This is a genomic window from Neobittarella massiliensis (ex Bilen et al. 2018) (assembly GCF_014269355.1).
In the GTDB taxonomy this organism is placed as follows: Bacteria; Bacillota; Clostridia; order Oscillospirales; family Ruminococcaceae; genus Neobittarella; species Neobittarella massiliensis.
Genome location: NZ_JACOGI010000001.1, coordinates 435,760 through 457,395 on the forward strand (window position 1 = coordinate 435,760; position 21,636 = coordinate 457,395).

Annotated in this window: 21 protein-coding genes; 16 read left to right on the top strand and 5 right to left on the bottom strand. The window is 62.5% G+C overall.

Annotated features, from left to right (window positions below; genetic code table 11):
* The first annotated feature begins 13 nt into the window (after positions 1-13).
* From H8K20_RS14150 to H8K20_RS02130, 11 genes are all read left to right on the top strand, one after another.
* On the top strand, positions 14-484 hold the full coding sequence (locus H8K20_RS14150; protein ID WP_186487329.1) for a UvrB/UvrC motif-containing protein: 471 nt from the start codon (positions 14-16) through the stop codon (positions 482-484).
* Positions 477-1,583: an ATP--guanido phosphotransferase gene (locus H8K20_RS02085; protein WP_186487330.1), complete on the top strand. Its 1,107-nt coding sequence runs from the start codon at positions 477-479 to the stop codon at positions 1,581-1,583. The genes H8K20_RS14150 and H8K20_RS02085 overlap by 8 nt, the downstream gene beginning before the upstream one ends.
* A gap of 60 nt (positions 1,584-1,643) precedes the next feature.
* The gene (locus tag H8K20_RS02090) at positions 1,644-4,124 is read left to right on the top strand and encodes an ATP-dependent Clp protease ATP-binding subunit (RefSeq protein WP_105203517.1); all 2,481 of its coding nucleotides are present in this window, start codon (positions 1,644-1,646) and stop codon (positions 4,122-4,124) included.
* A 1-nt stretch (position 4,125) separates the two neighbouring features.
* Positions 4,126-4,515, top strand: a complete 390-nt coding sequence (locus H8K20_RS02095; protein ID WP_186487331.1) for a thioesterase family protein — start codon at positions 4,126-4,128, stop codon at positions 4,513-4,515.
* 238 nt (positions 4,516-4,753) lie between these two features.
* Positions 4,754-6,154: an MATE family efflux transporter gene (locus H8K20_RS02100; RefSeq protein ID WP_105203519.1), complete on the top strand. Its 1,401-nt coding sequence runs from the start codon at positions 4,754-4,756 to the stop codon at positions 6,152-6,154.
* 216 nt (positions 6,155-6,370) lie between these two features.
* The gene (locus H8K20_RS02105) at positions 6,371-6,682 is read left to right on the top strand and encodes a DUF6442 family protein (RefSeq protein ID WP_154865865.1); all 312 of its coding nucleotides are present in this window, start codon (positions 6,371-6,373) and stop codon (positions 6,680-6,682) included.
* A 4-nt stretch (positions 6,683-6,686) separates the two neighbouring features.
* Entirely contained in the window at positions 6,687-6,896 is a 210-nt protein-coding gene (locus H8K20_RS02110; RefSeq protein WP_105203521.1) for a helix-turn-helix transcriptional regulator, read from the top strand.
* A gap of 185 nt (positions 6,897-7,081) precedes the next feature.
* Entirely contained in the window at positions 7,082-7,957 is an 876-nt protein-coding gene (locus H8K20_RS02115) for an aminoglycoside 6-adenylyltransferase (RefSeq protein WP_186487332.1), read from the top strand.
* A gap of 116 nt (positions 7,958-8,073) precedes the next feature.
* Complete coding sequence (locus tag H8K20_RS02120; protein WP_186487333.1) at positions 8,074-8,652, top strand: DUF4358 domain-containing protein; 579 nt, start codon at positions 8,074-8,076, stop codon at positions 8,650-8,652.
* A gap of 49 nt (positions 8,653-8,701) precedes the next feature.
* On the top strand, positions 8,702-10,111 hold the full coding sequence (locus H8K20_RS02125; RefSeq protein ID WP_186487334.1) for an MBOAT family protein: 1,410 nt from the start codon (positions 8,702-8,704) through the stop codon (positions 10,109-10,111).
* Between the two features lie 24 nt (positions 10,112-10,135).
* Complete coding sequence (locus H8K20_RS02130) at positions 10,136-11,278, top strand: DHHW family protein (RefSeq protein ID WP_186487335.1); 1,143 nt, start codon at positions 10,136-10,138, stop codon at positions 11,276-11,278.
* An 865-nt stretch (positions 11,279-12,143) separates the two neighbouring features.
* Here H8K20_RS02130 and nth read toward each other — a convergent pair.
* Positions 12,144-12,839 (bottom strand): endonuclease III, encoded by a 696-nt coding sequence (gene nth / locus H8K20_RS02135; protein ID WP_186487336.1) that lies wholly within the window; start codon positions 12,837-12,839, stop codon positions 12,144-12,146.
* 250 nt (positions 12,840-13,089) lie between these two features.
* Between nth and H8K20_RS02140 the strand changes: the two genes are divergently transcribed.
* From H8K20_RS02140 to H8K20_RS02155, 4 genes are all read left to right on the top strand, one after another.
* Positions 13,090-13,503 carry a DUF2752 domain-containing protein gene (locus H8K20_RS02140; protein ID WP_105203529.1) on the top strand — a complete coding sequence of 138 codons (414 nt, stop codon included), beginning with the start codon at positions 13,090-13,092 and terminating at the stop codon, positions 13,501-13,503.
* Positions 13,504-13,624: 121 nt separating this feature from the next.
* On the top strand, positions 13,625-14,881 hold the full coding sequence (gene glyA / locus H8K20_RS02145) for a serine hydroxymethyltransferase (RefSeq protein WP_186487337.1): 1,257 nt from the start codon (positions 13,625-13,627) through the stop codon (positions 14,879-14,881).
* A gap of 426 nt (positions 14,882-15,307) precedes the next feature.
* Complete coding sequence (locus H8K20_RS02150) at positions 15,308-16,582, top strand: replication-associated recombination protein A (protein ID WP_154865857.1); 1,275 nt, start codon at positions 15,308-15,310, stop codon at positions 16,580-16,582.
* A gap of 12 nt (positions 16,583-16,594) precedes the next feature.
* Positions 16,595-16,831, top strand: coding sequence for a hypothetical protein (locus H8K20_RS02155; protein ID WP_105203532.1), 237 nt, complete (start codon positions 16,595-16,597; stop codon positions 16,829-16,831).
* A gap of 44 nt (positions 16,832-16,875) precedes the next feature.
* Here H8K20_RS02155 and H8K20_RS02160 read toward each other — a convergent pair whose 3' ends face one another.
* Positions 16,876-18,558, bottom strand: a complete 1,683-nt coding sequence (locus H8K20_RS02160; RefSeq protein ID WP_186487338.1) for an FAD-dependent oxidoreductase — start codon at positions 18,556-18,558, stop codon at positions 16,876-16,878.
* Between the two features lie 164 nt (positions 18,559-18,722).
* On the opposite strand from H8K20_RS02160, the gene H8K20_RS02165 reads away from it, so the two are divergent.
* Positions 18,723-19,409 carry a Crp/Fnr family transcriptional regulator gene (locus H8K20_RS02165; protein ID WP_370738796.1) on the top strand — a complete coding sequence of 229 codons (687 nt, stop codon included), beginning with the start codon at positions 18,723-18,725 and terminating at the stop codon, positions 19,407-19,409.
* On the opposite strand, the gene trxA is transcribed toward H8K20_RS02165, so the two are convergent.
* The 3 genes from trxA to H8K20_RS02180 all read right to left on the bottom strand — a co-directional run bounded on the left by trxA (position 19,395) and on the right by H8K20_RS02180 (position 21,328).
* Positions 19,395-19,706, bottom strand: a complete 312-nt coding sequence (trxA, locus tag H8K20_RS02170; RefSeq protein WP_105203535.1) for a thioredoxin — start codon at positions 19,704-19,706, stop codon at positions 19,395-19,397. The genes H8K20_RS02165 and trxA overlap by 15 nt on opposite strands.
* A 207-nt stretch (positions 19,707-19,913) precedes the next feature.
* Entirely contained in the window at positions 19,914-20,891 is a 978-nt protein-coding gene (locus tag H8K20_RS14155) for a zf-HC2 domain-containing protein (protein ID WP_207721441.1), read from the bottom strand.
* Entirely contained in the window at positions 20,888-21,328 is a 441-nt protein-coding gene (locus tag H8K20_RS02180; RefSeq protein ID WP_154867115.1) for an RNA polymerase sigma factor, read from the bottom strand. The genes H8K20_RS14155 and H8K20_RS02180 overlap by 4 nt, the downstream gene beginning before the upstream one ends.
* Between the last annotated feature and the right edge of the window lie 308 nt (positions 21,329-21,636).

The window sequence follows — 21,636 nt, forward strand, 5'->3', positions numbered from 1 at the left end:
GGAGGAAAGCGCCGTGCTCTGTGCACTCTGTGGTAAAAATCCGGCTCAGATCACTTACACACAATTAAAAGACGGTCAGCCCCAAACACTGCATATCTGTGCGGCCTGTATGGCCAAAATAGAGGGGTACCTCTACACCGGCGCACTGCCCGGGGCCCTGTTTGATAAAGAGGAGACCCAGCGCCGCTGCCCCGGCTGCGGCAGTACCTACCGCGACATCGCCAAAGAGGGCAAACTGGGCTGTGCCCAGTGCTATCGCTTCTTCAAGCGCGAAAACCGCGCTATGCTGCAAAAGATCCACGGCAACGCCACCCATCAGGGCAAACGCCCGGTGCGCCTGGCCGGGGTGCGGGCGGTGCGGGTCAAAGACCGCCAGCTCACTCAGCTGCGGCAAAAGCTCGCCGGCCTTATCGAGGAGCAGGCCTTTGAGGAGGCCGCCCAGGTGCGCGACGAGATCAAAAAACTGGAGGCCGCCAATGACTGACAACGATCGCACACTGCCGGCCGGCGCCGCCGATCCGGCTGCCCCCCGCCCCTGGTACGCCCAGAGCGGCCCACAGGGCGACGTGGTGCTCTCCAGCCGGGTGCGGCTGGCCCGCAATCTGCAGGGCCTGCCTTTTCCCGGCCACATGAGCGCAGAACAGACGGTGCAGCTCTATCAGCGGGCCCAGCAGGCAGCCGACGGCGCCGCCTTTGGCCCGGGCCGGTCACTCACCTTCTACAATGTGGCCGACCTGGCCGACTGGCGCCGCATGGAGCTGGTCCAGCACCGGCTCATGAGCGTGCAGCTGGCCCAAAAAGGCGGCGGGCTGCTGCTCTCGGGCGACGAGCAGGTCAGCATCATGCTCTGCGAAGAAGACCACCTGCGCATCCAGGTGATGAACGCCGGTCTCTCTTTAAAAAAGTGTTGGCAGCAGGCCAACCTGCTCGACGACTACTTCGATTCCCGGCTCGAATTCTCTTTCGACGAAAAGCTGGGCTACCTCACCCACTGCCCCACCAACCTGGGCACCGGCATGCGGGCCTCGGTGCTCATGCACCTGCCGGCGCTGGAGCACACCGGCTACCTGCAGGAGCTGGTGGGGGTGGCGCATAAGCTGGGGCTCACCATCCGCGGCGCCTACGGCGAAGGCACCGGCGGCGAGCGCAGCATGTACCAGATCTCCAACCAGCACAGCTTGGGCCTCTCCGAGGGGCAGATACTCGAGAACCTGCAGGCGGTGGTAGAGCAGATCGCCGAGAGAGAGCGGGCCGAGCGCCAGCTCTACTGCAAAGACCAGCTGGCCTTCTGCGACCGGATATACCGCAGTCTGGGCGTGCTGCAGTATGCCCGCCTGCTCACCCACCAGGAGGTGATGGAGCACTGCGGGGTACTGCGCCTGGGCTGCAGCCTGGGCCTTTGCCCCGAGCTCACCCTCGAAACGCTATCCCACATCGAGGCGGCCACCGGCACCGGGGCCATCCTGCAAACGGCGCCCCAGGCTACCACCCACCGCCAGCAAGATAAACTGCGCGCCGACCTGGTGCGCCAGATCATCAGCGGATCTGCCGCCCGCCCCGCCGCACCCGGCGGCCGGGCCTGATCACAGACCCCACTCAGCCGCCCGCCTTGGCGGCGGCATATAGAACAGGAGGCGGAAATCATGTACGCATTCAGAGGATTTACCGAAAAAGCAAATCAGGCCCTCAACATGGCCATCGAGATCGCCCAGGTCCTGGGCCACACCTATATCGGCAGCGAGCACATCCTCGCCGGCCTGCTCAAAGAGGGTTCCGGCGTGGCCGGGCAGGTGCTCTCCCAGTCCGATATCACCTACTCCGACCTGGAGCAGAAGATCGTCGAGACCGTGGGCCGCGGCATCCACAGCAGCGTGGGCCCGGCCGACTTTACCCCCCGCGTCAAGCGCATCCTGGAGCTGTCCATCCTGCAGGCGCGCAAGCTGGGCCACAACTATGTGGGCACCGAGCACATCCTGCTGGCACTTCTGTCCGAACGCGACTCGGTGGCCGTCAGGCTGCTGGAGCAGTTCGGCGTCGACACCGAGCGGGTGTACGACGACTGTGTCGAGGCCGTCTCCTCCGACACTGCCCCGGCTGCCGGCGAGCAGTCCGGCGCCGCCAGCGGCAAAGGCGGCACCGCCACCCTCGACAAATACGGCAAAGATCTCACCCGCCAGGCCAAGGAGGGGCTCTTAGACCCGGTCATCGGCCGCAGTCAGGAGATCGAGCGGGTCTGCCAGATCCTCTCCCGCCGCACCAAAAACAACCCGGTGCTCATCGGCGAGCCCGGGGTGGGCAAAACGGCGGTGGTCGAGGGTCTGGCCCAAAAGATCACCGCCGGCGAGGTGCCCGAAACGCTCAAGGGCAAAAAGCTCATCACCTTAGATCTCACCGGTATGCTGGCCGGCACCAAGTACCGGGGCGACTTCGAGGAGCGGCTCAAAAACGCCATCACCGAGCTCACCGCCTCTAAAAACACCATCCTCTTTATCGACGAGCTGCACACCATCATGGGCGCCGGCGCCGCCGAGGGGGCAGTCGATGCCGCCAACATCTTAAAGCCGTCGCTGGCCCGCGGCGAGATACAGGTCATCGGCGCCACCACCTTAAACGAGTACCGCAAATACATCGAAAAAGACGCCGCTCTCGAGCGCCGCTTTCAGCCGGTCATGGTGGATGAGCCCAGCAAAGAGGACTCGATCGAGATCTTAAAGGGTCTGCGCGACAAGTACGAGGCCCACCATAAAATAAAGATCACCGACGAGGCCATCCGCGCCGCCGTCGACCTGTCCGCCCGCTACATCACCGACCGCTTTCTCCCCGATAAGGCCATCGACCTGGTCGACGAGGCCTGTTCCAAGGTGCGGCTGCACACCTACACCGCCCCCAAAGACCTGCACGATCTCGAGGAGCAGTTGGGCGCTCTGGCCGCCGAGAAAGAGGCCGCCGTCAACGCCCAGGATTTCGAGCGTGCGGCCACCATCCGCGACCGTGAGCGGGAACTGCGGGAGAAACTGGATCAGGAAAAAAACCAGTGGAAGAGCCAGAACACCCAAAAAGCCGACCAGATCGGCGCCGAAGATATCGCCCAGGTGGTTTCGCTGTGGACCAAGGTTCCCGTCAGCCAGCTGACTAAGGCCGAGAGCCAGCGCCTTCTGGACATGGAGCGCATCTTAAAAGAGCGGGTAGTGGGCCAAGACGAGGCAGTGGCGGTCATCTCCAAGGCCATCCGCCGCGGCCGCGCTGGCCTAAAAGACCCCCGCCGCCCCATCGGCTCGTTCATCTTCTTAGGGCCCACCGGTGTAGGCAAGACCGAGCTCACCAAAGCGGTGGCCCAGGCGCTGTTCGGCGACGAGAACGCCATGATCCGTCTCGACATGTCCGAGTACATGGAAAAGCACACCGTCTCCAAGCTCATCGGCTCGCCTCCGGGCTATGTCGGCTTTGAGGAGGGGGGGCAGCTCACCGAAAAGATCCGCCGCAACCCCTACAGCGTAGTGCTGTTCGACGAGATCGAAAAGGCCCACCCCGACGTGTTCAACATGCTGCTGCAGATCATGGAGGACGGCCAGCTGACCGACTCCCAGGGCCGCCGGGTCGACTTTAAAAACTGCGTCATCATCATGACCTCCAACGTGGGCGCCCGGCAGATCACCCAGCACAAAAAGAGCCTGGGCTTTGCCCCCGACGCCGGCGATGTCGATGGGCTCGAGAGCGGCGTCAAAGAGCGGGTGATGGAGGAGCTCAAACAGGCTTTCCGCCCTGAATTTTTAAACCGCGTCGACGACATCGTCGTCTTTAACAAGCTCTCCCGGCAGGATATCGAAAAAATAGCCGACGGCATGCTGCGCGACCTGGCCGCCCGTCTGCAGACCATGGAGATCACCATGTCCTGGCAGCCGGAAGTCACCGCCCAGCTGGCCTCGGTGGGCTTTGACCCGGTGTACGGCGCCCGCCCACTGCGCCGGGCCATCATCGCCCATATCGAAGATATGCTCTCCGAGGCGCTGCTGGCCGGCGAGCTTGACAGGGGTGATATGATCGTACTGGAATACACCGACAAATTCTCGTATCACAAGGTGCACGAGCAAGAGCAAGAGCACACCCCAGCACAGGAGGATTAGCATGTCAAACACCACCCACACAGTCAGCTGTACCGTCACCGCCGCCAAAACGGCCCTGTCTATGGGCAGCGGCAGCCTGGAGGTATTTGCCACCCCGGCCATGAGCGCCCTGATGGAAAAAGCCGCCGCCGAGCTGCTCCAGCAGCAGTTGCCCGACGGCGACACCTCGGTAGGCACCCAGATCGAGGTCTGGCACAATGCCGCCAGCCCGGTTGGCGTCACTGTCACCGCCACCGCCGAGCTGCTCTCATTCGACGGCAAAAAGGCCACCTTCACCCTGCGCGCGCAGGATGAGTTCGGCCCCATCGGCGAGGGAAGCCACACCCGCGCCGTCATCACCGCCAGCCGCTTTATGGACCGCCTGGCCCAGAAAAAACCGGTGCAAAAATAGCGTTGTCGTCTGCCTTTTTAAATAAAAGAAACTGCCAAGCGAGCCGCCGCCCCATCCGGACGGCGGCTCGCTCTCGTTTTGTCTGCAGCTGTTCCAAGCCGCCGCGGCCGGTACTTCCCGGCAAAATACACGGGATCGGCCGCTCCGGTTGCACTGGTTCGTACAATATGGTACAATGCGTTACAGTTGTATAAAGATTGGCGGCGTCGCGCCGCTATAAGGATCTGGAGGTGCTTTTTTGAAACAGAAAGACTTGACCAGGGGCCCTATCCTCAAACAGTTTGTCAGCTACCTGATACCCACCATGCTGGGGACTCTGTCGGTCTCGACCTTTGCCTTTGTCGATATGCTGTTTGTCGGCAAAGGGGTGGGCAGCGACGGGCTGGCGGTGCTCAGTCTGGCGCTGCCGTTCGTCATCGTGGGCGGTGCCGTGTCGCTGCTGCTGGGCATCGGCGGCTGCACCATCCTCGGCATCGAGATGGGCCGCAAAAACACCCGCGCCCAGACCGAGATATTCTCGGTCTGCATGACGGTGGGCCTCATCATCGGCGGCCTCATCACCGTGTTCGGCCTGCTGTTTTTAGATCCCATCACCCACTTTCTCGGCGCGTCCGAGGAACTGTTCGACGGCGTCAAGCAGTACCTCATCCCGCTCACCGCCACCCAGATGCTGTATATTGCCAACCAGATCATCGGCTTTTTCATCCGGGTCGACGGCGATCCCCGCACCGTCATGTATGCCACCATCGCCTCCAACGGCTTTAATATCCTGTTCGACTATATCCTGGTCATGGTGGTGCACTGGGGCGTGTTCGGCGCCTCGCTGGCCACCGGCCTGGCGCCGGGGGTGGGGCTGCTGGTAAACTGCAGTCATTTCTGGCGCAAAAAGAACAAGATCCACCTGCGGCCCTCCCGCAGCATGTTCCGCTGGCTGCCCCGGGTGTGTAAAAACGGCTTCGGCTCCTGCGTGTCCGAGGTGGCGTCCTCTTTCTCCATCTTCTGCTACAATTCTATCCTGCTAAAGATACCCGGCGGCGGGGCGCTGGCGGTGGCCGCCTACTCGGTCATCTCCAACATCGATTTTATCTCCTTCTCGCTGGCCAACTCCATCGGCCAGTCGGCCCAGCCCATGGTGGGGGTCAACTGCGGTGCCGGCAACACCGCCCGGGTCAAAAAGGCCATCAAGATCACTTACCTCTTTGCCGGTGCTTTTGGCCTGCTGCTGTTCGGCGTGTTCGAGCTCATCCCCAGCCAGGTCATCGGCGCCTTTGCCAAAGCCGGCGAGACCGGGCTCATCGCCATCGGCACCCACGGGTTGCGACTCTACAGCTTTGCCTTCATCACCATGGCGGTCAACCTGGCCACCATCGCCCTGCTGCAGGCTATGGAGTGCTCGGGCAGCGCCAACCTGCTGTCGGTCTGTAAAGGGGTCATCTTCATGCTGGCCAGCCTGTTCACTCTGCCGTTTGCCCTGGGTCTCGACGGCGTGTGGCTGGCTAAGCCGGTATCCGAACTGGCCACGCTGGTACTCTGCGCGGTGCTGCTGGTGCGGGTGCTGCCCGGTCGGCTGCTGCAAGTCGAGCAGGCCGGCCTGCAGCCGCCCAGTGAAAAACAGCAGCGGGATACGGGTAAAGCCTGATGTGCCTGTGCCCGCTCGGCGCCGGCACGCAAAGTCTCTGTTCGGCTGGGCCCGGCCCAGCCAATGTCAGCCACCACACCGTATAGCGATAGGGATAAGAGAGATCTTATCCCTATTTTTTTGCAGAGAAAACTTGGCGGAAATTCTTGACAAGTAAACTTGGCACAGTTACAATGGCTTTGACAAGAAAACTTGGTATAACAGGAGGACCTATCGATGGACAGAGAAGAGATCTTGCAAAAGAGCCGCCAGGAAAATGCCGACGAGGGTTTTCAGCACGCCGAGGACACAGGCCGCAAAATAGGCTTTCTCGCCTTTGCGGTGGTATTTATCCTGATCGTTCTTTTTAACCTGTTTCACGGAAAAGACAACTACGCCCCGTTTGCCATGTTCTGGGCGTTCACGGCGGCCGAGGCCTACCCCAAATACAAATTCACCCAGAATAAAGCCTATCTCATCACCGCGGTCTGCGGTGCCATCGCGTCGCTGGCATCGCTGCTCAGCTTTGTCCTCTCCTTTTTGAGGTAGCCGCATGAAGAGCGAACTGGTCTTAAAAAACAGGCTGAGAGCGGCGCGTACGGCGCTCGGTATCAGCCAGTCGCAGCTGGCCGACATGGTGGGCGTGTCGCGCAACACCATCAGTTCCATCGAGACCGGGCAGTTTAACCCCACCGCCAAATTGGCGCTGATCCTCTGTATCGCCCTAAATAAAAAGTTCGAGGAGCTCTTTTACTTCGACTAGATATCGGGGGCATAACACCGGGCGTGTCACGAACCTAAACCGGGCGGCAGAGCAGGATCGCGCTGTAAAAGCCGCCATACGCCAGCGCCGGCAAGCGGCGTATACACAGCCGTCGGGCCCTGCCGCTCTGCGCGCGCCCTGCAAAAACATCCGCTGACGGCACCACCAAAAAAGGAGGGATCTCCATGCGCACACCCGAACAGATGTACTACACCATCTTACAGTTTGCCCGCGACCGGGCCGATATCCGCGCCGTCTATCTCAACGGCTCCAGAGCCAATCCCAACGCCCCGCAGGACGATTTTATGGATTACGACGTGGTCTATGTCACCGATAAGATCGCCGCCTACCGGGGAGACACCAGCTGGATCGCCAACTTCGGCCAGATCGCCGTCATGCAGCAGCCCGACGACCCCGCCATCTTCCCCGACGGGCACGATCCCGATCAACGCTACGCCTTTTTGATGCAGTTTCGCGACGGGGTGCGCATCGATCTCACACTGCTGGCGCCCAGCCTGGTAAAGAGCCACTACACCGCCGACAAGATCGTGCGGCCGCTTTTAGATAAAGACGGCATCCTCCCGCCGCCTGCTCCCGCCACCGACCGCGACTACTGGGTAAAGCCCCCCACCGCTGCCGGCTACCACGGCTGCTGCAACGAGTTCTGGTGGGTCAGCACCTACGTCGCCAAAGGCCTGTGGCGGGGCGAGCTGCTCTACGCCATCGACCAGCTGAATCTCGGCGTGCGCCCCATGCTGCTGCGCATGCTCTGCTGGTGGGTCGGCCAGCGCACCGGTTTTAAAGCCAGCATGGGCAAGTGCTGTAAGTACCTGCCCGCAAACCTGCCGTCAGCGTGGCAAAAGCTGCTAGCGGGCACCTACCCGCCGCTGGACGAAGAGGCCATCTGGCAGGCGCTCTTTAACGCCGCCGAGCTGTTTTCCCAGGCGGCCGCCGCCGTGGCCGCCGCCCAGGGCTTTTCTTACGACAGCTGCCAGCAGCAGGGGGCGCTCGGCTACCTGCACGGCGTGCAAAACGGCGCTTTCGGCACCCGCCGCCAGTAACTTGTTGACGGCCCCTATCGCCCATGGTACAATGGCCTCTCGGTGCCCGGCCGGTATGAGACCCATGCCGACCGGGCAACCTATACGGTGAAAACGTGTAAAAAGGAGCGATCTCGATGAAAAGAGCACTACCCCTTTTGCTGGCGGCCCTGTGCTGCCTGTACCTGTTTGCCGGCTGCGGCCAAAGCGGTGCTGAAAGCCCTGCCAGCAGTTCCTCCGCGCCGTCTGCCGGCAGCTATGCCGGCGCCGACAGCCAGCTCAAAAAGGCCAGGGAGGCCGCGCGCCAGCTGCTGGGCGAAAACTATATCCCCAGCGCCGAGATACCGGCCGACCTGCTCGAAGAGCAGTACGGCCTGTCGCCGTCTCTGTACGACCATGTCTTGGCCGAGGGCCCGCTGATGAGCGCCCATGTCGACCTCTTTATCGGCGTACACGCCAGCGCCGGCCACACCCAACAGGTGTTGCAGGCGCTGCAGGCCTACCGGCAAAAAATGCTCGACAACACCATGAACTACCCCCAAAACGCGCTCAAGATCCCCGCCACCCAGGTATTCGCCCAGGGCGATTACGTCTTTTTGGTGCTGTTGGGGGCCTACCCGCCCGTCGAGCAGGAGATGGACGATGAGCAGACCACCGCCTATTTTGCCGCTCAAAATCAGCAGGCTGTCGACGCCATTAAGGCCAGCTTTCAGTAGAGCAGACAGCCGCCGCCCGCCATACCGCCTGTGAGGGGAGGAGATCGCCGTGGTATTCAGCAGCCTGGTATTTTTATACCGGTTCTTGCCGGCGGTGCTGCTCCTCTCTTTTTTGTGCCCTAAAAAACACCAAAATGCCCTGCTGCTGGCTGCCAGCCTATTTTTTTACGCCTGGGGCGAGCCGGTCTACCTGCCGCTCATGGCCGCCACCATCGGCCTGTGCTACCTGCAGGGGCGCTGGGTAGCGGCGCTGCTGCACCGCGGCCGGGCGCGGGCGGCCAAATGGGCGCTGGGGGCCTCGGTGGGGTGCGAGCTGGCGCTGCTGCTTGTCTTTAAATACGCTGCCTGGGCGGCCTCGCTGCTGCGCGGTGCCGGTCTGCCGGTGGCCGTGCCCCACCTCGCGCTGCCCATCGGCATCTCCTTTTACACCTTTCAGGCCTTGAGCTACGTGGTTGACGTGTACCGCCGTCAGGTACCAGCTCAAACTAATATCGTCGATCTGGGCGCCTATATCGCCCTGTTTCCCCAGCTCATCGCCGGCCCCATCGTGCGCTACCGCGACATAGCGCCTCAGCTCAAACACCGCACCGTCACCGCGGCCGGTCTCTCTGGCGGCTGTTGGCGCTTTTGTGTGGGCCTTGGCAAAAAGGTGCTGCTTGCCAACAGTCTGGGCCCGCTGTTTGGGCGCCTGTCGGCAGCAGGCGCCCCCACCGTGCTGGGCAGCTGGCTGGGGGCCGTCGCCTTTGGTCTGCAGCTGTATTTCGATTTTTCCGGTTACTCCGATATGGCCATCGGCCTGGGCGCCATGTTCGGCTTTACCTTTGCAGAAAATTTTAGACACCCCTATCTGGCCACCAGCATCACCCAGTTCTGGCGCCGCTGGCACATCTCGCTGGGCAGCTGGTTTCGCGACTATCTCTATATCCCGCTGGGCGGTTCCCGCTGCCGCCGGGCCCGTTGGCTGTTAAACATCGCCGCCGTGTGGCTGCTCACCGGCCTGTGGCACGGCGCCAGCCTCAATTTTCTGGTGTGGGGCGGCTATTTCGGCCTGCTGCTCATACTCGAAAAGCTGCTGCTCTTACCGCTTTTGCAGCGCTGCCCGGCACTGGGGCACCTCTATACGCTGGCGGCAGTGGCGGTCAGCTGGGCGCTGTTTGCCTTTGATGATATCGGCCGCGGGCTGCGCTGGGTGGCGGCTATGTTCGGTCTTTCCGGCTCGGCGCTGGCCGCCTCTGCCGACTGGTACTACCTCACCCAGTACGGCGCCGTCCTGCTGCTCGCGCTGCTCTGCTGCGCCCCGCTGCCGCGCCCGCTGGCCCGCTGGTGGGCGCGCCTGCGCCGGTGCCGCCCGGTCGGTGCCGGGGCACTACAGGGCGTCGGCTGTGTGGCGCTGCTGCTGCTCGGTACCGCCTACCTGGTCGGCGCCGGCTACAACCCGTTTTTGTACTTTCGCTTTTGACAGCGCAGAAGGGGAGAGACCTCCATGATCCACAAAAAAGCCGCCGCGCTGCCGGCGCTCTGTTTTATGGCGGCACTGCTTGCCATCACCGCCCTCGACCTGCTGCGCCCCGACCGCGCTTTCTCTGCCGAGCTAAAGCGCCCGCTGGCCCAGCGCCCCACGCTCAGCTGGCAGGGCTTGCAAAACGGCAGCTACACCCAGGCGTACCAGACCTATCTCGACGACCAGTTCATCGCCCGCCCGCTGCTGGTAGAGGTGAGCGGGCGCAGCCAGTACCTGCTGGGCAGCCGCGAGCTAAAAGGTGTCTATTTGGGCCGCCGGCAAACGCTGCTGCCAGTTCCGGCGGCGCCTGATGCCCAGCAGCTGCAAAAAAACAGCCGCCGGTTGGCTCAGTTTGCCGGGGCCATGTCCCAGCAGCTGGGCGCTGAGCGGGTGCGGGTGCTGCTGGCCCCCAGCGCGGTGCGGGTCTGGCCGCAGCGGCTGCCGGCTTTCGCCCCCGGTCCCCAGCAGGAAAAAGAGCTCTATCAGGCGCTCACCCGCGACCTGCCGCCCGGCCTGACTGTCGACGTCTGCCCCCAGCTCGTCGCCCACAGCGACCAGCCCGTCTACTACTATACCGACCACCACTGGACCACGCTGGGCGCCTATTACAGCTATACCGTCTGGGCCGAGAGCATGGGTCTTGCCCCGCTGTCAAAAGACCAGATCACCGTCACCCCGAGCCCGCACGATTTTTGGGGCTCCAGCTGGTCTAAGGTCCGCCTGGGCGGCCGCCCCGACAAAGTCGAGCTCTACACCCCCCGCGGCCTCGAGCGGTGCCCGGTCAGCGTCGATGGTGGCGCCAGCTGGCAGGTGGGCTTTTACGATCTCCAAAAACTCGGTTCCGGCGACGATTACGGCGTGTTTTTCGGCGGCAACTATCCATTGGTACAGGTAGAGACCGGCCTGGACAACGGCCGCCGCCTGCTCATCGTCAAAGACTCTTTTGCCAACTGTTTTGCCCCGCTGGCCGCCGCCCACTACCAGCAGCTGCACATGATCGACCTGCGCGCCTTTACCGGCTCGGTGCCCCAGTATGTCGCCGACCACCAGATCACCGACCTGCTGGTGCTCTACAGCACCACCGGCTTTGCCGACGACCGGGGCACGCTGGCCCTGGTGCGCTGATAGTCCCACCATCACCGTGGGGGGCGTTGGGGCATGTTATACCGGCTCTCTAGCTCCAAATATAACGGGCAATAAAAAAGGGGAGATACCGATCGAGCGGTATCTCCCTCTTTTTGCTTTTTGGTCAATTCGGTCAAGGTGCATATGCTGCCACAGGCCACAGGTACCTTTTTTACAAAAATACGCAGTTGCCTACAGGGGTATCGCTAATCATGCGCGGTCGCTTAAGCGATTTACAGGTCCAACACAGCATGCAGCGGCTTTGCCCTATCTGCCGTTACAGGCCGGCCGATCAACGCAGTACCGCTCTCTCGGGTAAAAAAGCTACCCCCAAAAAAAGCGTTTTCCCCCTTACGTGTTCGCAGTAAAGGCCGCTACCCGGTACCTTGTACAAAATAGTCCATCCCGGTACCGGGTACCTCAACAGCTGGCAGTGCTCTGCCGTGGAGCAGGAGACAACTCTTTAAACCGCACACATCTCCTACCAAAATAAAAAACAGCGTCACGGCGGCGACCACAGCGCTGTCCTCTATAAGCAGATCGCGATCTCTGTCCTGTTGAGCAGCCGTTTTTATGGGCGTGCGGCAGCGGCCCTGCAAGTCGCACCGGCTGGCCGCCCGTCGGCAGCAGCCGGCCGGTATCAGCCCCACTGATATGCAGACCCGCCGATACCTCTTCGCCACCGCGTACAAATCATGGCCGCGGGTGGCCGCTTTGTCGCTCATATAAAGCTCACCGGTATCCTATCAGCCGCTCAACAGCCCTGCCGCGGCCCTCGTCAGCGCCGGTACCGACGCCGGTAAACTGCCCGACAACTGGTCTCTCCACCAGGTGCGGCAGCAGCGGTGTGTGATCTCCAGCAGCTCTACCGCCCCACCGCAGCGGCAGTTTTTTTGGCGGTGCTCTTTTTGCCCGCCGCCTTTTTGGGGATATTTACCCCCACTTTTTTGCACAGGTCGGCCAACGGACAGCCCTCGCACTGGGGGCTGCGGGCGGTGCAGCGGTCGCGGCCAAAATACACCAACCGGTGGCAGAAGTCGTTCGATTCCTCCGGCGGCAGCAGCTTCCACAGGTCCATCTCCACCTTTACCGGCACCTTGCTGTCGGTCAGCCCAAAGCGGCCGCACAGCCGTATACAGTGGGTGTCGGTCACCACCGCCGGCTTGCCGTACACGTCGCCCACGATCAGGTTGGCCGTCTTGCGCCCCACCCCCGGCAACTTCAGCAGCTCTTCCAGGGTGTCGGGCACCTTGCCGTCGTACTGCTCCACCAACATCTTGCAGCAGGCCACAATGTCTTTGGCCTTCGAGCGGTACAGCCCGCAGGGGTGTACGATCTCGGCCACCTGGTCCACCGTGGCATCAGCCAGCGACTGCAGGGTGGGAAACTTCTGGAACAAAATAGGGGTCACCGTGTTCACCCGTGCGTCGGTGCACTGGGCGGCCAACCGCACCGCGATCAGCAGCCGGTAGGCCTCGTCGTACTCCAGCGAGCACTCCGACATGGGGTAGATCTCGATCAGGCGCTGTACGATCGCCAGCGCCCGCTGTTTTTTCGTCATAGTCGTCCACTCCTTTAGATCTATCTGCAAAACTTGTTTAAATTATACCAAAAAAGTACACTATAGTAAAGCCCCAGGTCTGTTTTTATCGCCTTTTTCGCCCTATTTTGCAGCCGGGCCACACCGTTTGGCGGCTGTACGGCAGTGGCCTTTTGTGCTATACTATCATAGATCAGCCGATCGGCGGCCGCCGTGCCGCCGGCTGTACCGGCCGGTATCAAACGCATAAAAAAGAGGGGGGGAGAGTCCTATGGCCAAACGGCGCAAACTGCTGGTGTGGGGCGGCGCGCTGGCGGTGTCGGCGGCGCTGGCACTGCTCATCGTCACCGGCCACTACCAGTGCCCCATCTACGCCACCTTTGGCGTGCCCTGTGCCGGCTGCGGCATGACCCGCGCCGGCTGGGCGCTGCTGCGGCTGGATTTTGGCGCCGCCTTTACCTTAAATCCCTCCATCTACCTGCTGCTGGCAGCGGGGGTGGTAGCCGGCATCTCGGCGCTGCGGGGCAAAAAGGGCCGCCGGCTGTACCGCGACATCCACTTCTACATGGCCGTCTGCATGGCTATCATCATCGTCTGGCTGGTGCGCATGTTCACCATGTTCCCCGACCAGTACCCCATGGTCGTCAACCAGCACAGCCTGCTGGTGCGCCTGCTGCGCGGCTAGAGCCGCCGCTTTTAGCCGCGCCGGTTTTGTGCTATACTTACAGGGCGGGGAGAGAGTGGGCCCAGTTTGCCCCACACACCTCTTGCTCCTGCAACAATCACACTTTATAGGAGGTACCCCAATGTTTGAAAACATGATGGACACCATCGGCTTTGTAGAAAAGACCGACCCCGAGGTGGGCCGCGCTATGGAGCAGGAGCTGGCCCGCCAGCGCCGCAACCTCGAGCTCATCGCCTCAGAAAATATCGTCTCCCCCGCGGTGATGGCAGCCATGGGCACCGTGCTCACCAACAAGTACGCCGAGGGGTACCCCTCCAAGCGCTATTACGGCGGCTGTGAATGCGTCGACGTGGTCGAGAACATCGCCCGCGACCGCGCCAAGCAGCTGTTTTCAGCCAAGTGGGCCAACGTGCAGCCCCACTCGGGCAGCCAGGCCAACATGGCCGTCTACTTCGCCCTGCTGCAGCACGGCGACACCGTTTTGGGCATGAGCCTGGCCGACGGCGGCCACCTCACCCACGGCAGCCCGGTCAACATCTCCGGCAAGTACTTCCGCTTTGTCTCCTACGGCGTCACCCGCGACGACAACCGCATCGACTACGACGAGGTTCGCCGCATAGCCCTGGAGGAAAAGCCCAAGATGATCGTGGCCGGTGCCAGCGCCTACCCCCGCATCATCGATTTTGAAAAGCTCTCCCACATCGCCAAAGAGGTCGGCGCTTACCTGATGGTCGACATGGCCCACATCGCCGGTCTGGTCGCCAGCGGCGACCACCCCTCGCCGGTTCCATTTGCCGACGTGGTCACCTCCACCACCCACAAGACCCTGCGCGGCCCCCGCGGCGGCCTCATCCTCTCTAACGACGAGGAGCTGGGCAAAAAGATCGATAAGGCCATCTTCCCCGGCATCCAGGGCGGCCCGCTCGAGCACATCATCGCCGCCAAAGCCGTCTGTTTCGGCGAGGCCCTCAGGCCCGAGTTCGCCCAGTACCAGCACCAGGTGGTCAAAAACGCCGCCGCGCTGGCTCAGGCGCTGCTAGATAAAGGCTTTCACCTGGTCTCCGGCGGGACCGACAACCACCTCATCCTGCTGGATCTGCAAAACTTCGATATCACCGGCAAGGAGTTCGAGAAACGGCTGGACGAGGTGTACATCACCGTCAACAAAAACGCCGTCCCCTTCGACCCCAAAAGCCCCTTTATCACCAGCGGCGTGCGCATCGGCACCCCGGCGGTCACCACCCGCGGCCTAAAAGAAGAGGACATGACCACCATCGCCGAGCTGATGTACCGCACCGCCACCGACTTTGCAAACAGCGCCGACGATATCCGCGCCCAGGTCGAGGCGCTGTGTAAAAAGTACCCCCTGTACCAGTAGCAGTACCGGGCACAGCACCGACCCGGCAGTAGCCGGCACTTTTAAGATGGGGGCTCGCACCGGCAACAGCCGGCCGCGCGCCTTTGGCACACCAGGCAAAAGGGTCCCCAGCCCCATAAAAACAGCCAAAAGGCGCGCAAAACACCGGTTTTGCCGCGCCTTTTTGGCGCCGCCGGGCCGCTGCCGGCAATATCCGCCATCCGCCCGGCGTCGACCCGCCACTGTACTTTAAAAAGCGCCCCGCACGTATTTTTTATAATAGCCGATCCAAGATTGCCAGATCTTGGGTGCGTCAGTACAGCTGGCAGTAGCCAGCTACCGGCGTTTTCAAAAAATATCCTGTATGGGCCCAGGGCTCCATACAGAGAGCGGCGCCAGCCGCGCCTAGTCGCAAAGCGGCTATTTTTCATAGGAGGGAGATACACCATGCCACTGGCCGACCGCATCCGCCCCACCACCCTCGACGAGGTGGTGGGCCAGCAGCACCTGCTCCAAAAGGGCTCGATGTTTCGCGGCATCGTCGAGTCGGGCGACATCCCCAACATGATCTTCTACGGCCCCTCCGGCGTGGGTAAGACCACCGTCGCCCGCATCATCGCCCAAAACACCCACAAGCGGCTGCACAAGCTCAACGGCACCACCGCCTCCACCGCCGATATCAAGGCCGTCATCGCCGAGCTCGACACCTTCTCCGGTATCGACGGCGTCATCCTGTACCTCGACGAGATCCAGTACCTCAACAAAAAGCAGCAGCAGACCCTGCTGGAGTTTTTGGAGGACGGCTCCATCACCCTCATCGCCTCCACCACCGAAAACCCCTATTTTTACGTCTACAACGCCATCCTCAGCCGCAGCACCATCTTCGAGTTTAAGCCCGTCGACCCGCCCGAGGTCAAGCGGGCGGTGCTGCGCGGCTTTTCGGTGCTGTCTGAGCAGCTGGGCTATCCGGTCCACTGCCCCGACGAGGTGGCCGACTACATCGCCGTCAGCTGCGGCGGCGACGTGCGCAAATCCATCAACGCGGTGGAGCTGCTGACCGCCGGCGCCGGTTTTGGCGATGACGGCAGCAAGACCATCACCCTCGAGCAGGCAGAGCAGGTGGCCCAGCGCAGCGCCATGCGCTACGACCGCGACGCCGACGTCCACTACGACGTGATGAGCGCCCTGCAAAAGTCCATCCGCGGCTCCGACCCCGATGCCGCCGTCCACTATCTGGCACGGCTGCTGGCCGGGGGCGACCTGCTCTCGGCCTGTCGGCGGCTGCTGGTCATCGCCAGCGAAGACGTGGGTCTGGCCTTCCCCCAGTGCATCACCATCGTCAAGGCCTGCGTCGACAGCGCCCTGCAGCTGGGCCTGCCCGAGGCCTCTATCCCTCTGTCGCAGGCGGCGCTGGTCATGGCCACCGCCCCCAAGTCAAACAGCGCCAATGCAGCCATCCAGGCCGCGTTGGCCGACGTGCGTGCCGGCCGCACCGGCGACATTCCCGCCCACATCCAAGACGCCCACTACAGCGGCGCCAAAAAAATGGGCCGCGGTCTCACCTACCAGTTCCCCCACGACTTCCCCGACCACTACGTGCCCCAGCAGTATCTGCCCGATGCGCTGCGCGGCACCACCTATTACCAGTACGGCGAGAACAAGGTCGAGCAGGCCGCCAAGGCCTACTGGGAGAGAATACGAAAAAACCGTGGGCAGAAGTAGGGGGGCTTTTCCATGCTGCACATCTTTAACCGCCGCGAACTGTGCGTCACCTTTTCCCAACAGGAGTACTGGCGGATACTGGATATCTTAAAGCAAAACAGCATCCCCTACACCGTGCGCATCCTGCAGCAAAACGGCCCCGACTTTACCAGCCGGGACTACCCCGGCGGCGAGCGGGGCGTCTACGTCCACAAAAACGACCTGGAGCGGGCCCGGGCCCTCATCGGCCGGGCGGGGGCGCGCTACTAAAAAAGCGTATCCGGCAGCTGCCGGATACGCTTTGCAGTAGGTGGCTATTTGCACTGGGTGCAGATGTAGGGCGGCACCTGGCGGTTTTGGGTCACTGCCTCGTAAAGGCGCCAGCCGCCGGCCAGGTTGTAGCAGGTAAAGCCGTGCCCCGCCAGCAGCCGGCAGGCGATATAGCTGCGCAGCCCACTGTGGCAGTGGACATATACCGGCTTGCCCGCCGGTAATTCGCCCAGCCGCTGGCGCAGGCTGTCCAGCGGGATGTGCGAAAAGCCGTCGATGTGTCCGCGGGCGCGCTCGGTGTCGGTGCGCACGTCCAGCAGCGTCACGCTGCCGTCGCGGGGCAGGTCGGCCACGTCGTGCCAAAAGAACTGTTTTACCTTGCTGGTGACGATGTTCTCGGCCACAAAACCCACCATGTTCACCGGGTCTTTGGCGCTGCCAAACGGCGGTGCGTAGCACAGCTCCAGCTCGGCTAGGTCGGTGACCTTGGCCCCCAGCCGCAGCGCGGTAGCCAGCACGTCCAGCCGCTTGTCCACGCCGTCAAAGCCCACGATCTGCGCCCCCAGCAGCCGCAGCGACCCTTTTTCCCACAGCACCTTGATCGACATACTGCTGCCGCCGGGGTAGTAGCCGGCATGGCTGGCCGAGTAGGTGTAGGTCTTGTCGTAGCAAAGCCCCGCCCTCTGGGCGGCAGTCTCGCTCAGGCCGGTGGTGGCCACCGTCATGTCAAACAGCTTTAACACCGCCGACCCCTGCGTCCCCCGGTAGCTGCTCGCAAGTCCGCAGATGTTGTCGGCGGCAATGCGCCCCTGCTTGTTGGCCGGCCCGGCCAGGGGGATGAATGCCGGCTCCCCGGTCACCAGGTCGGTCACCTGTACCGCGTCGCCCACCGCGTAGATATCCGGCAGGTTGGTGCGCATCGCCGCATCCACCACGATAGCGCCCCGCGCGTTTACGTCAATGCCGCAATCGGCCGCCAGCGCAGTGTCCGGCCGCACCCCCACCGAGAGGAGCAGCATATCCGCAGTCAGGCTGCCTTTGTCCAGCTCTATCTGCAGCTGGCTGCCGGTGTCGGCGATGTGCTTGACCGCCCGCCCCAAAAGCAGCTGCAGCCCCTTTGTTTCGGCGTAGGCGTGCACGTCGGCAGCCATGTCGAGGTCCAGCGGCGCGATCAGGTGGTCGGCCAGCTCAACAACAGTCACTTCCAGCCCGGCTCTCATCAGATTTTCGGCCATCTCCACACCGATGTAGCCGCCGCCCACCACCACCGCCCGGCGCGGCGCCCGCTCTTTGATGAACGATTGGATAGCCAGCGTGTCGGGGATGTTGCGCAGCGTAAACACCCGCGGCGACTCTACATCCCCCAGCGGCGGAATCAGCGGCGCCGCCCCGGGCGAGAGGATCAGCGCGTCATAGCGCTCCCGGTACTCGCTGCCGTCGGCCAGGTCGCGCACCCGCACCTCTTTGGCCGCGGGGTCTATGGCCACCGCCTCGCTCCTCACCCGCACGTCCACATGAAAGCGGGCCTTAAAGCTCTGGGGCGTCTGTAAGGTCAAAGCGCTCTGCTCGGTGATCTCCCCACCGATAAAATAGGGCAGACCGCAGTTGGCAAACGAGACGAAATCCCCCCGCTCCAGCACGACGATCTCGGCCTGCTCATCCAGCCGCCGCAGTCTGGCCGCCGCCGATGCGCCGCCGGCCACTCCGCCAATGATCACTGTTTTCATAATTTTTCCTCCATATCTGTCTGCCTGCCGCCCGCGGCGATACAGCCGCCCGGCAGGGTCCCTTTTTTCGCTTGCGGCCATACTCGCCGGCGCACCCGGCTGCTACCGGCTACCCGCGCCTAAAAAGTCTGTGCCATCTGCTTTATTTTAACACCAAAAGGGGAGTGAACACCTTGGAACACACCGCCTGTTATCAGCTCTTTGCCCGCACCTTTCCCTTCTGGGCCGGCCTGCCCGAGGCGGAAAAGCGCTTTCTCTGCCAGCACACCGCCACCGCCACCTACCAAAAGGGGCAAAACATCCACGGCGGCAGCGGCGAATGTACCGGCTGCATCGTGGTCAAAAGCGGCTGCGTGCGCGCCTACCTGCTCAGCGAAGAGGGGCGCGAGGTCACCCTCTACCGGCTGTACCCCGGCGACCTGTGCATGCTCTCGGCCTCCTGCGTCCTGCAGGCCATCACCTTCGACGTGCTCATCGACGCCGAGGAAGAGAGCTGCTGCCACATCATAGCCGGCGGCGCCTTTGCCCAACTGGCCGCGCGCCAGCTGGAGGTGGAGAATTTTGCCCTCGGCGTGGCCGTCTCCCGCTTTTCCGACGTCATGTGGGTCATGCAGCAGATCCTGTTCATGAGCTACGATAAGCGCCTGGCCATCTTCTTGTGGGATGAGATGGTCAAGACCGGCAGCACCCACCTGCCCCTCACCCAGGGGCAGGTCGCCAAATACACCGGCTCCGCGCGGGAGGTGGTGTCCCGCATGCTCAAGTACTTTGCGTCTGAGGGTATCGTCACCCACGGCCGCGGCGGCATCGATATCACCGACCGCGAAAAGCTGCGCTCACTTACCGTCTAACAGCGCCAGCACCGCCGCCTTGGGGCGAAAGCCCACCGCCTGCTGTGTCGTCTGCCCGTCTTTGATCACCGCCAGCGTGGGTATGCTCATCACGCCAAACTGGCTGGCCAGCTGGGGCTGTTCATCCACATTTATCTTGCACACCTTTACGTCCGGGCGCTCGGCGGCTACCTGCTCTATAATGGGTCCCAGCATCTGGCAGGGGCCACACCAGCTGGCCCAAAAGTCCACCAGTACCGGCCGGTCGGCCTGCAGTACCTCGCGCGCAAAATTTTCTCTCGTAACAGTTACAGCCATGTTGCTGCCTCCTTCTCTTGTCTCTGGGGTGGGGGCCGATCGCCCGCCACTGTCTACATTGTACCACTTTTTAAATGCCGCGCTGTGATCAGGTCACACACGCGTCCCTGTACCTCGGCCCGCATGTTTTTAGCCGGCACCCAAAAGGGGCGAGCGCATATTTTTGCGCTCGCCCCTTTTTTTCTGTCTGTTGCCCTGTGGCGGCGATCACCGCTTTTTGGGCGTCCGCCGGCGCAGCAGCCCCGCCGCTATCAGCGCCGCCCCCACCGCGCCGCCCACCAGCAAAATAAGCAGGTAGGTGTTGGCATTCACCAGCGCGTCGGTGTGCCAGTGCCACAGGTCGGCCTGCAGCAAAGTCAGCTCCCGCTCTCCGTACAGGATCCAAAAGATCACGTCCTGGATGGTGCTGCCAAATACCGCTACTGCCGCTGTACAGATGCCGGCCCGGGTAAGCCCGCTGGCCGGCAGGTAGCGGATGGCCAAAAACAGCAGCCAGGCAAACAGCGCGCACACGGTAGTGATGAGCAGCGCCGGCCGCCAGTAGCCCGCCGCCCCGCTGTAGGCCCCACACACCGCGATCACCGCGTACAAAAGAAGCGTGTCCACCGCCATCACCAAAAGTGCCCGGTGCCGCGCCGGTGCTCCGCGCAGCGGCAGCTGTCTTGCCACCATCGGCAAAAATACCGCCGCCAGTCCAAACAGCACCGGTACCGCCGCCACCCAAAACCAGTCGCCGCCGGCATACAGGCAGCAGCAAAGCAGCAGTACAAGCAGGCTGCAGGTAAAGCCGCAAAGCGTCCACAATCCCTTTTTTCGCACAGCCAGCAGCGGTACCGCCGTCAGCGAGGCAAATACCGCCATCGCCGCCAACACGATAAAAAACCAGTCCAGCGCATGGCCGGTGACAATGTTCACCACGAGGCAGGCCAGCAGCGGTACCAACAGCGCGCAGCCGCCGATCAGCACCGCCTTTTTTTTCAGGTGGTCGCCATAGTGCGCGATCACCTGCTCCCGCTCTCTTTGCAACTGGCCGCTGTAGGGGTCCTCGCCCATCGCCGCCAGCGTCTGGCGGCAGGCGGGGCAGGCGGCCAGGTGCTCCTCTACCGCCGCCCTGCTCGGCGCGCTGCAGGCGCCGTCGTAATACAGCGGCAGCAGGTCTTTTATCAGTTCACAGGAATATCTCATTCGCTCTCCATCCTCTCGCGCAGCTTCAGTCGGGCGCGGTGATAGGTCACCCGGGCCCAATTCTCGCTCTTTTCAAACAGAGCACCGATCTTTTTAAACGGCAGCTCGCCAAACACCCGCAGCCCAAACACCTCTTTATACGGTTCCTCCAGCTGGTGCAGTACCTGGTGGATGCGAAACGACAGTTCCTCGTCCGCCAGTGCCTCGGCCATGTCGCCGTCCGCCGCCACCTGCTCTGGCAGGTCGCCGTCCCGCCGTCGTTTGCGGCAAAAGTCCAGGTACAGATTTTTAGCTATAGCACACAGCCAGGTCAGCGTGGCCGCCGCACCGCGGTAGCCGTGCGCGGTGGTCATCACTTTAAAAAAAGTCTTTTGAGTGATCTCCTCGGCCAGCTGCCGGTCTTTGCCCAGGGTCATCACATAACTGTATACCTGCATGTAGTAGGTGTTGTAGAGCTGCTCAAACTCAGTATCCAAATCACCACCTCCTCTCCGGCCAGTCTCACCGGTTAGACGTCCCAGCGCCGCTTTCGTTACAGCTTTTGGCAATAATTTTTTTGCGGCCGCGCCCAGTATTTTTATACCCCCACATATCTGCTGTTTTCAGATCCTGCACACAGCAAAGTGGGCGCACTGCCGCTAGCTGCCCCCCACCCGGCCACTTTTGCCCGGGTATTTGCCCCGCCGGCCGCCGGCTATTGCCGCCCCCGCCACCATGAGGCGCAGCTTCCCCGGGTGTGGCACAC

Bases quoted from the DNA above. Each gene is read 5' to 3' on its own strand.
- H8K20_RS02085 (WP_186487330.1), top strand. From the start codon at position 477: ATGACTGACAACGATCGCACACTGCCGGCCGGCGCCGCCGATCCGGCT.
- H8K20_RS02090 (WP_105203517.1), top strand. From the start codon at position 1,644: ATGTACGCATTCAGAGGATTTACCGAAAAAGCAAATCAGGCCCTCAAC.
- H8K20_RS02095 (WP_186487331.1), top strand. From the start codon at position 4,126: ATGTCAAACACCACCCACACAGTCAGCTGTACCGTCACCGCCGCCAAA.
- H8K20_RS02105 (WP_154865865.1), top strand. From the start codon at position 6,371: ATGGACAGAGAAGAGATCTTGCAAAAGAGCCGCCAGGAAAATGCCGAC.
- H8K20_RS02110 (WP_105203521.1), top strand. From the start codon at position 6,687: ATGAAGAGCGAACTGGTCTTAAAAAACAGGCTGAGAGCGGCGCGTACG.
- H8K20_RS02115 (WP_186487332.1), top strand. From the start codon at position 7,082: ATGCGCACACCCGAACAGATGTACTACACCATCTTACAGTTTGCCCGC.
- H8K20_RS02120 (WP_186487333.1), top strand. From the start codon at position 8,074: ATGAAAAGAGCACTACCCCTTTTGCTGGCGGCCCTGTGCTGCCTGTAC.
- H8K20_RS02130 (WP_186487335.1), top strand. From the start codon at position 10,136: ATGATCCACAAAAAAGCCGCCGCGCTGCCGGCGCTCTGTTTTATGGCG.
- nth (WP_186487336.1), bottom strand. From the start codon at position 12,839: ATGACGAAAAAACAGCGGGCGCTGGCGATCGTACAGCGCCTGATCGAG.
- H8K20_RS02140 (WP_105203529.1), top strand. From the start codon at position 13,090: ATGGCCAAACGGCGCAAACTGCTGGTGTGGGGCGGCGCGCTGGCGGTG.
- glyA (WP_186487337.1), top strand. From the start codon at position 13,625: ATGTTTGAAAACATGATGGACACCATCGGCTTTGTAGAAAAGACCGAC.
- H8K20_RS02150 (WP_154865857.1), top strand. From the start codon at position 15,308: ATGCCACTGGCCGACCGCATCCGCCCCACCACCCTCGACGAGGTGGTG.
- H8K20_RS02155 (WP_105203532.1), top strand. From the start codon at position 16,595: ATGCTGCACATCTTTAACCGCCGCGAACTGTGCGTCACCTTTTCCCAA.
- H8K20_RS02160 (WP_186487338.1), bottom strand. From the start codon at position 18,558: ATGAAAACAGTGATCATTGGCGGAGTGGCCGGCGGCGCATCGGCGGCG.
- trxA (WP_105203535.1), bottom strand. From the start codon at position 19,706: ATGGCTGTAACTGTTACGAGAGAAAATTTTGCGCGCGAGGTACTGCAG.
- H8K20_RS14155 (WP_207721441.1), bottom strand. From the start codon at position 20,891: ATGAGATATTCCTGTGAACTGATAAAAGACCTGCTGCCGCTGTATTAC.
- H8K20_RS02180 (WP_154867115.1), bottom strand. From the start codon at position 21,328: ATGCAGGTATACAGTTATGTGATGACCCTGGGCAAAGACCGGCAGCTG.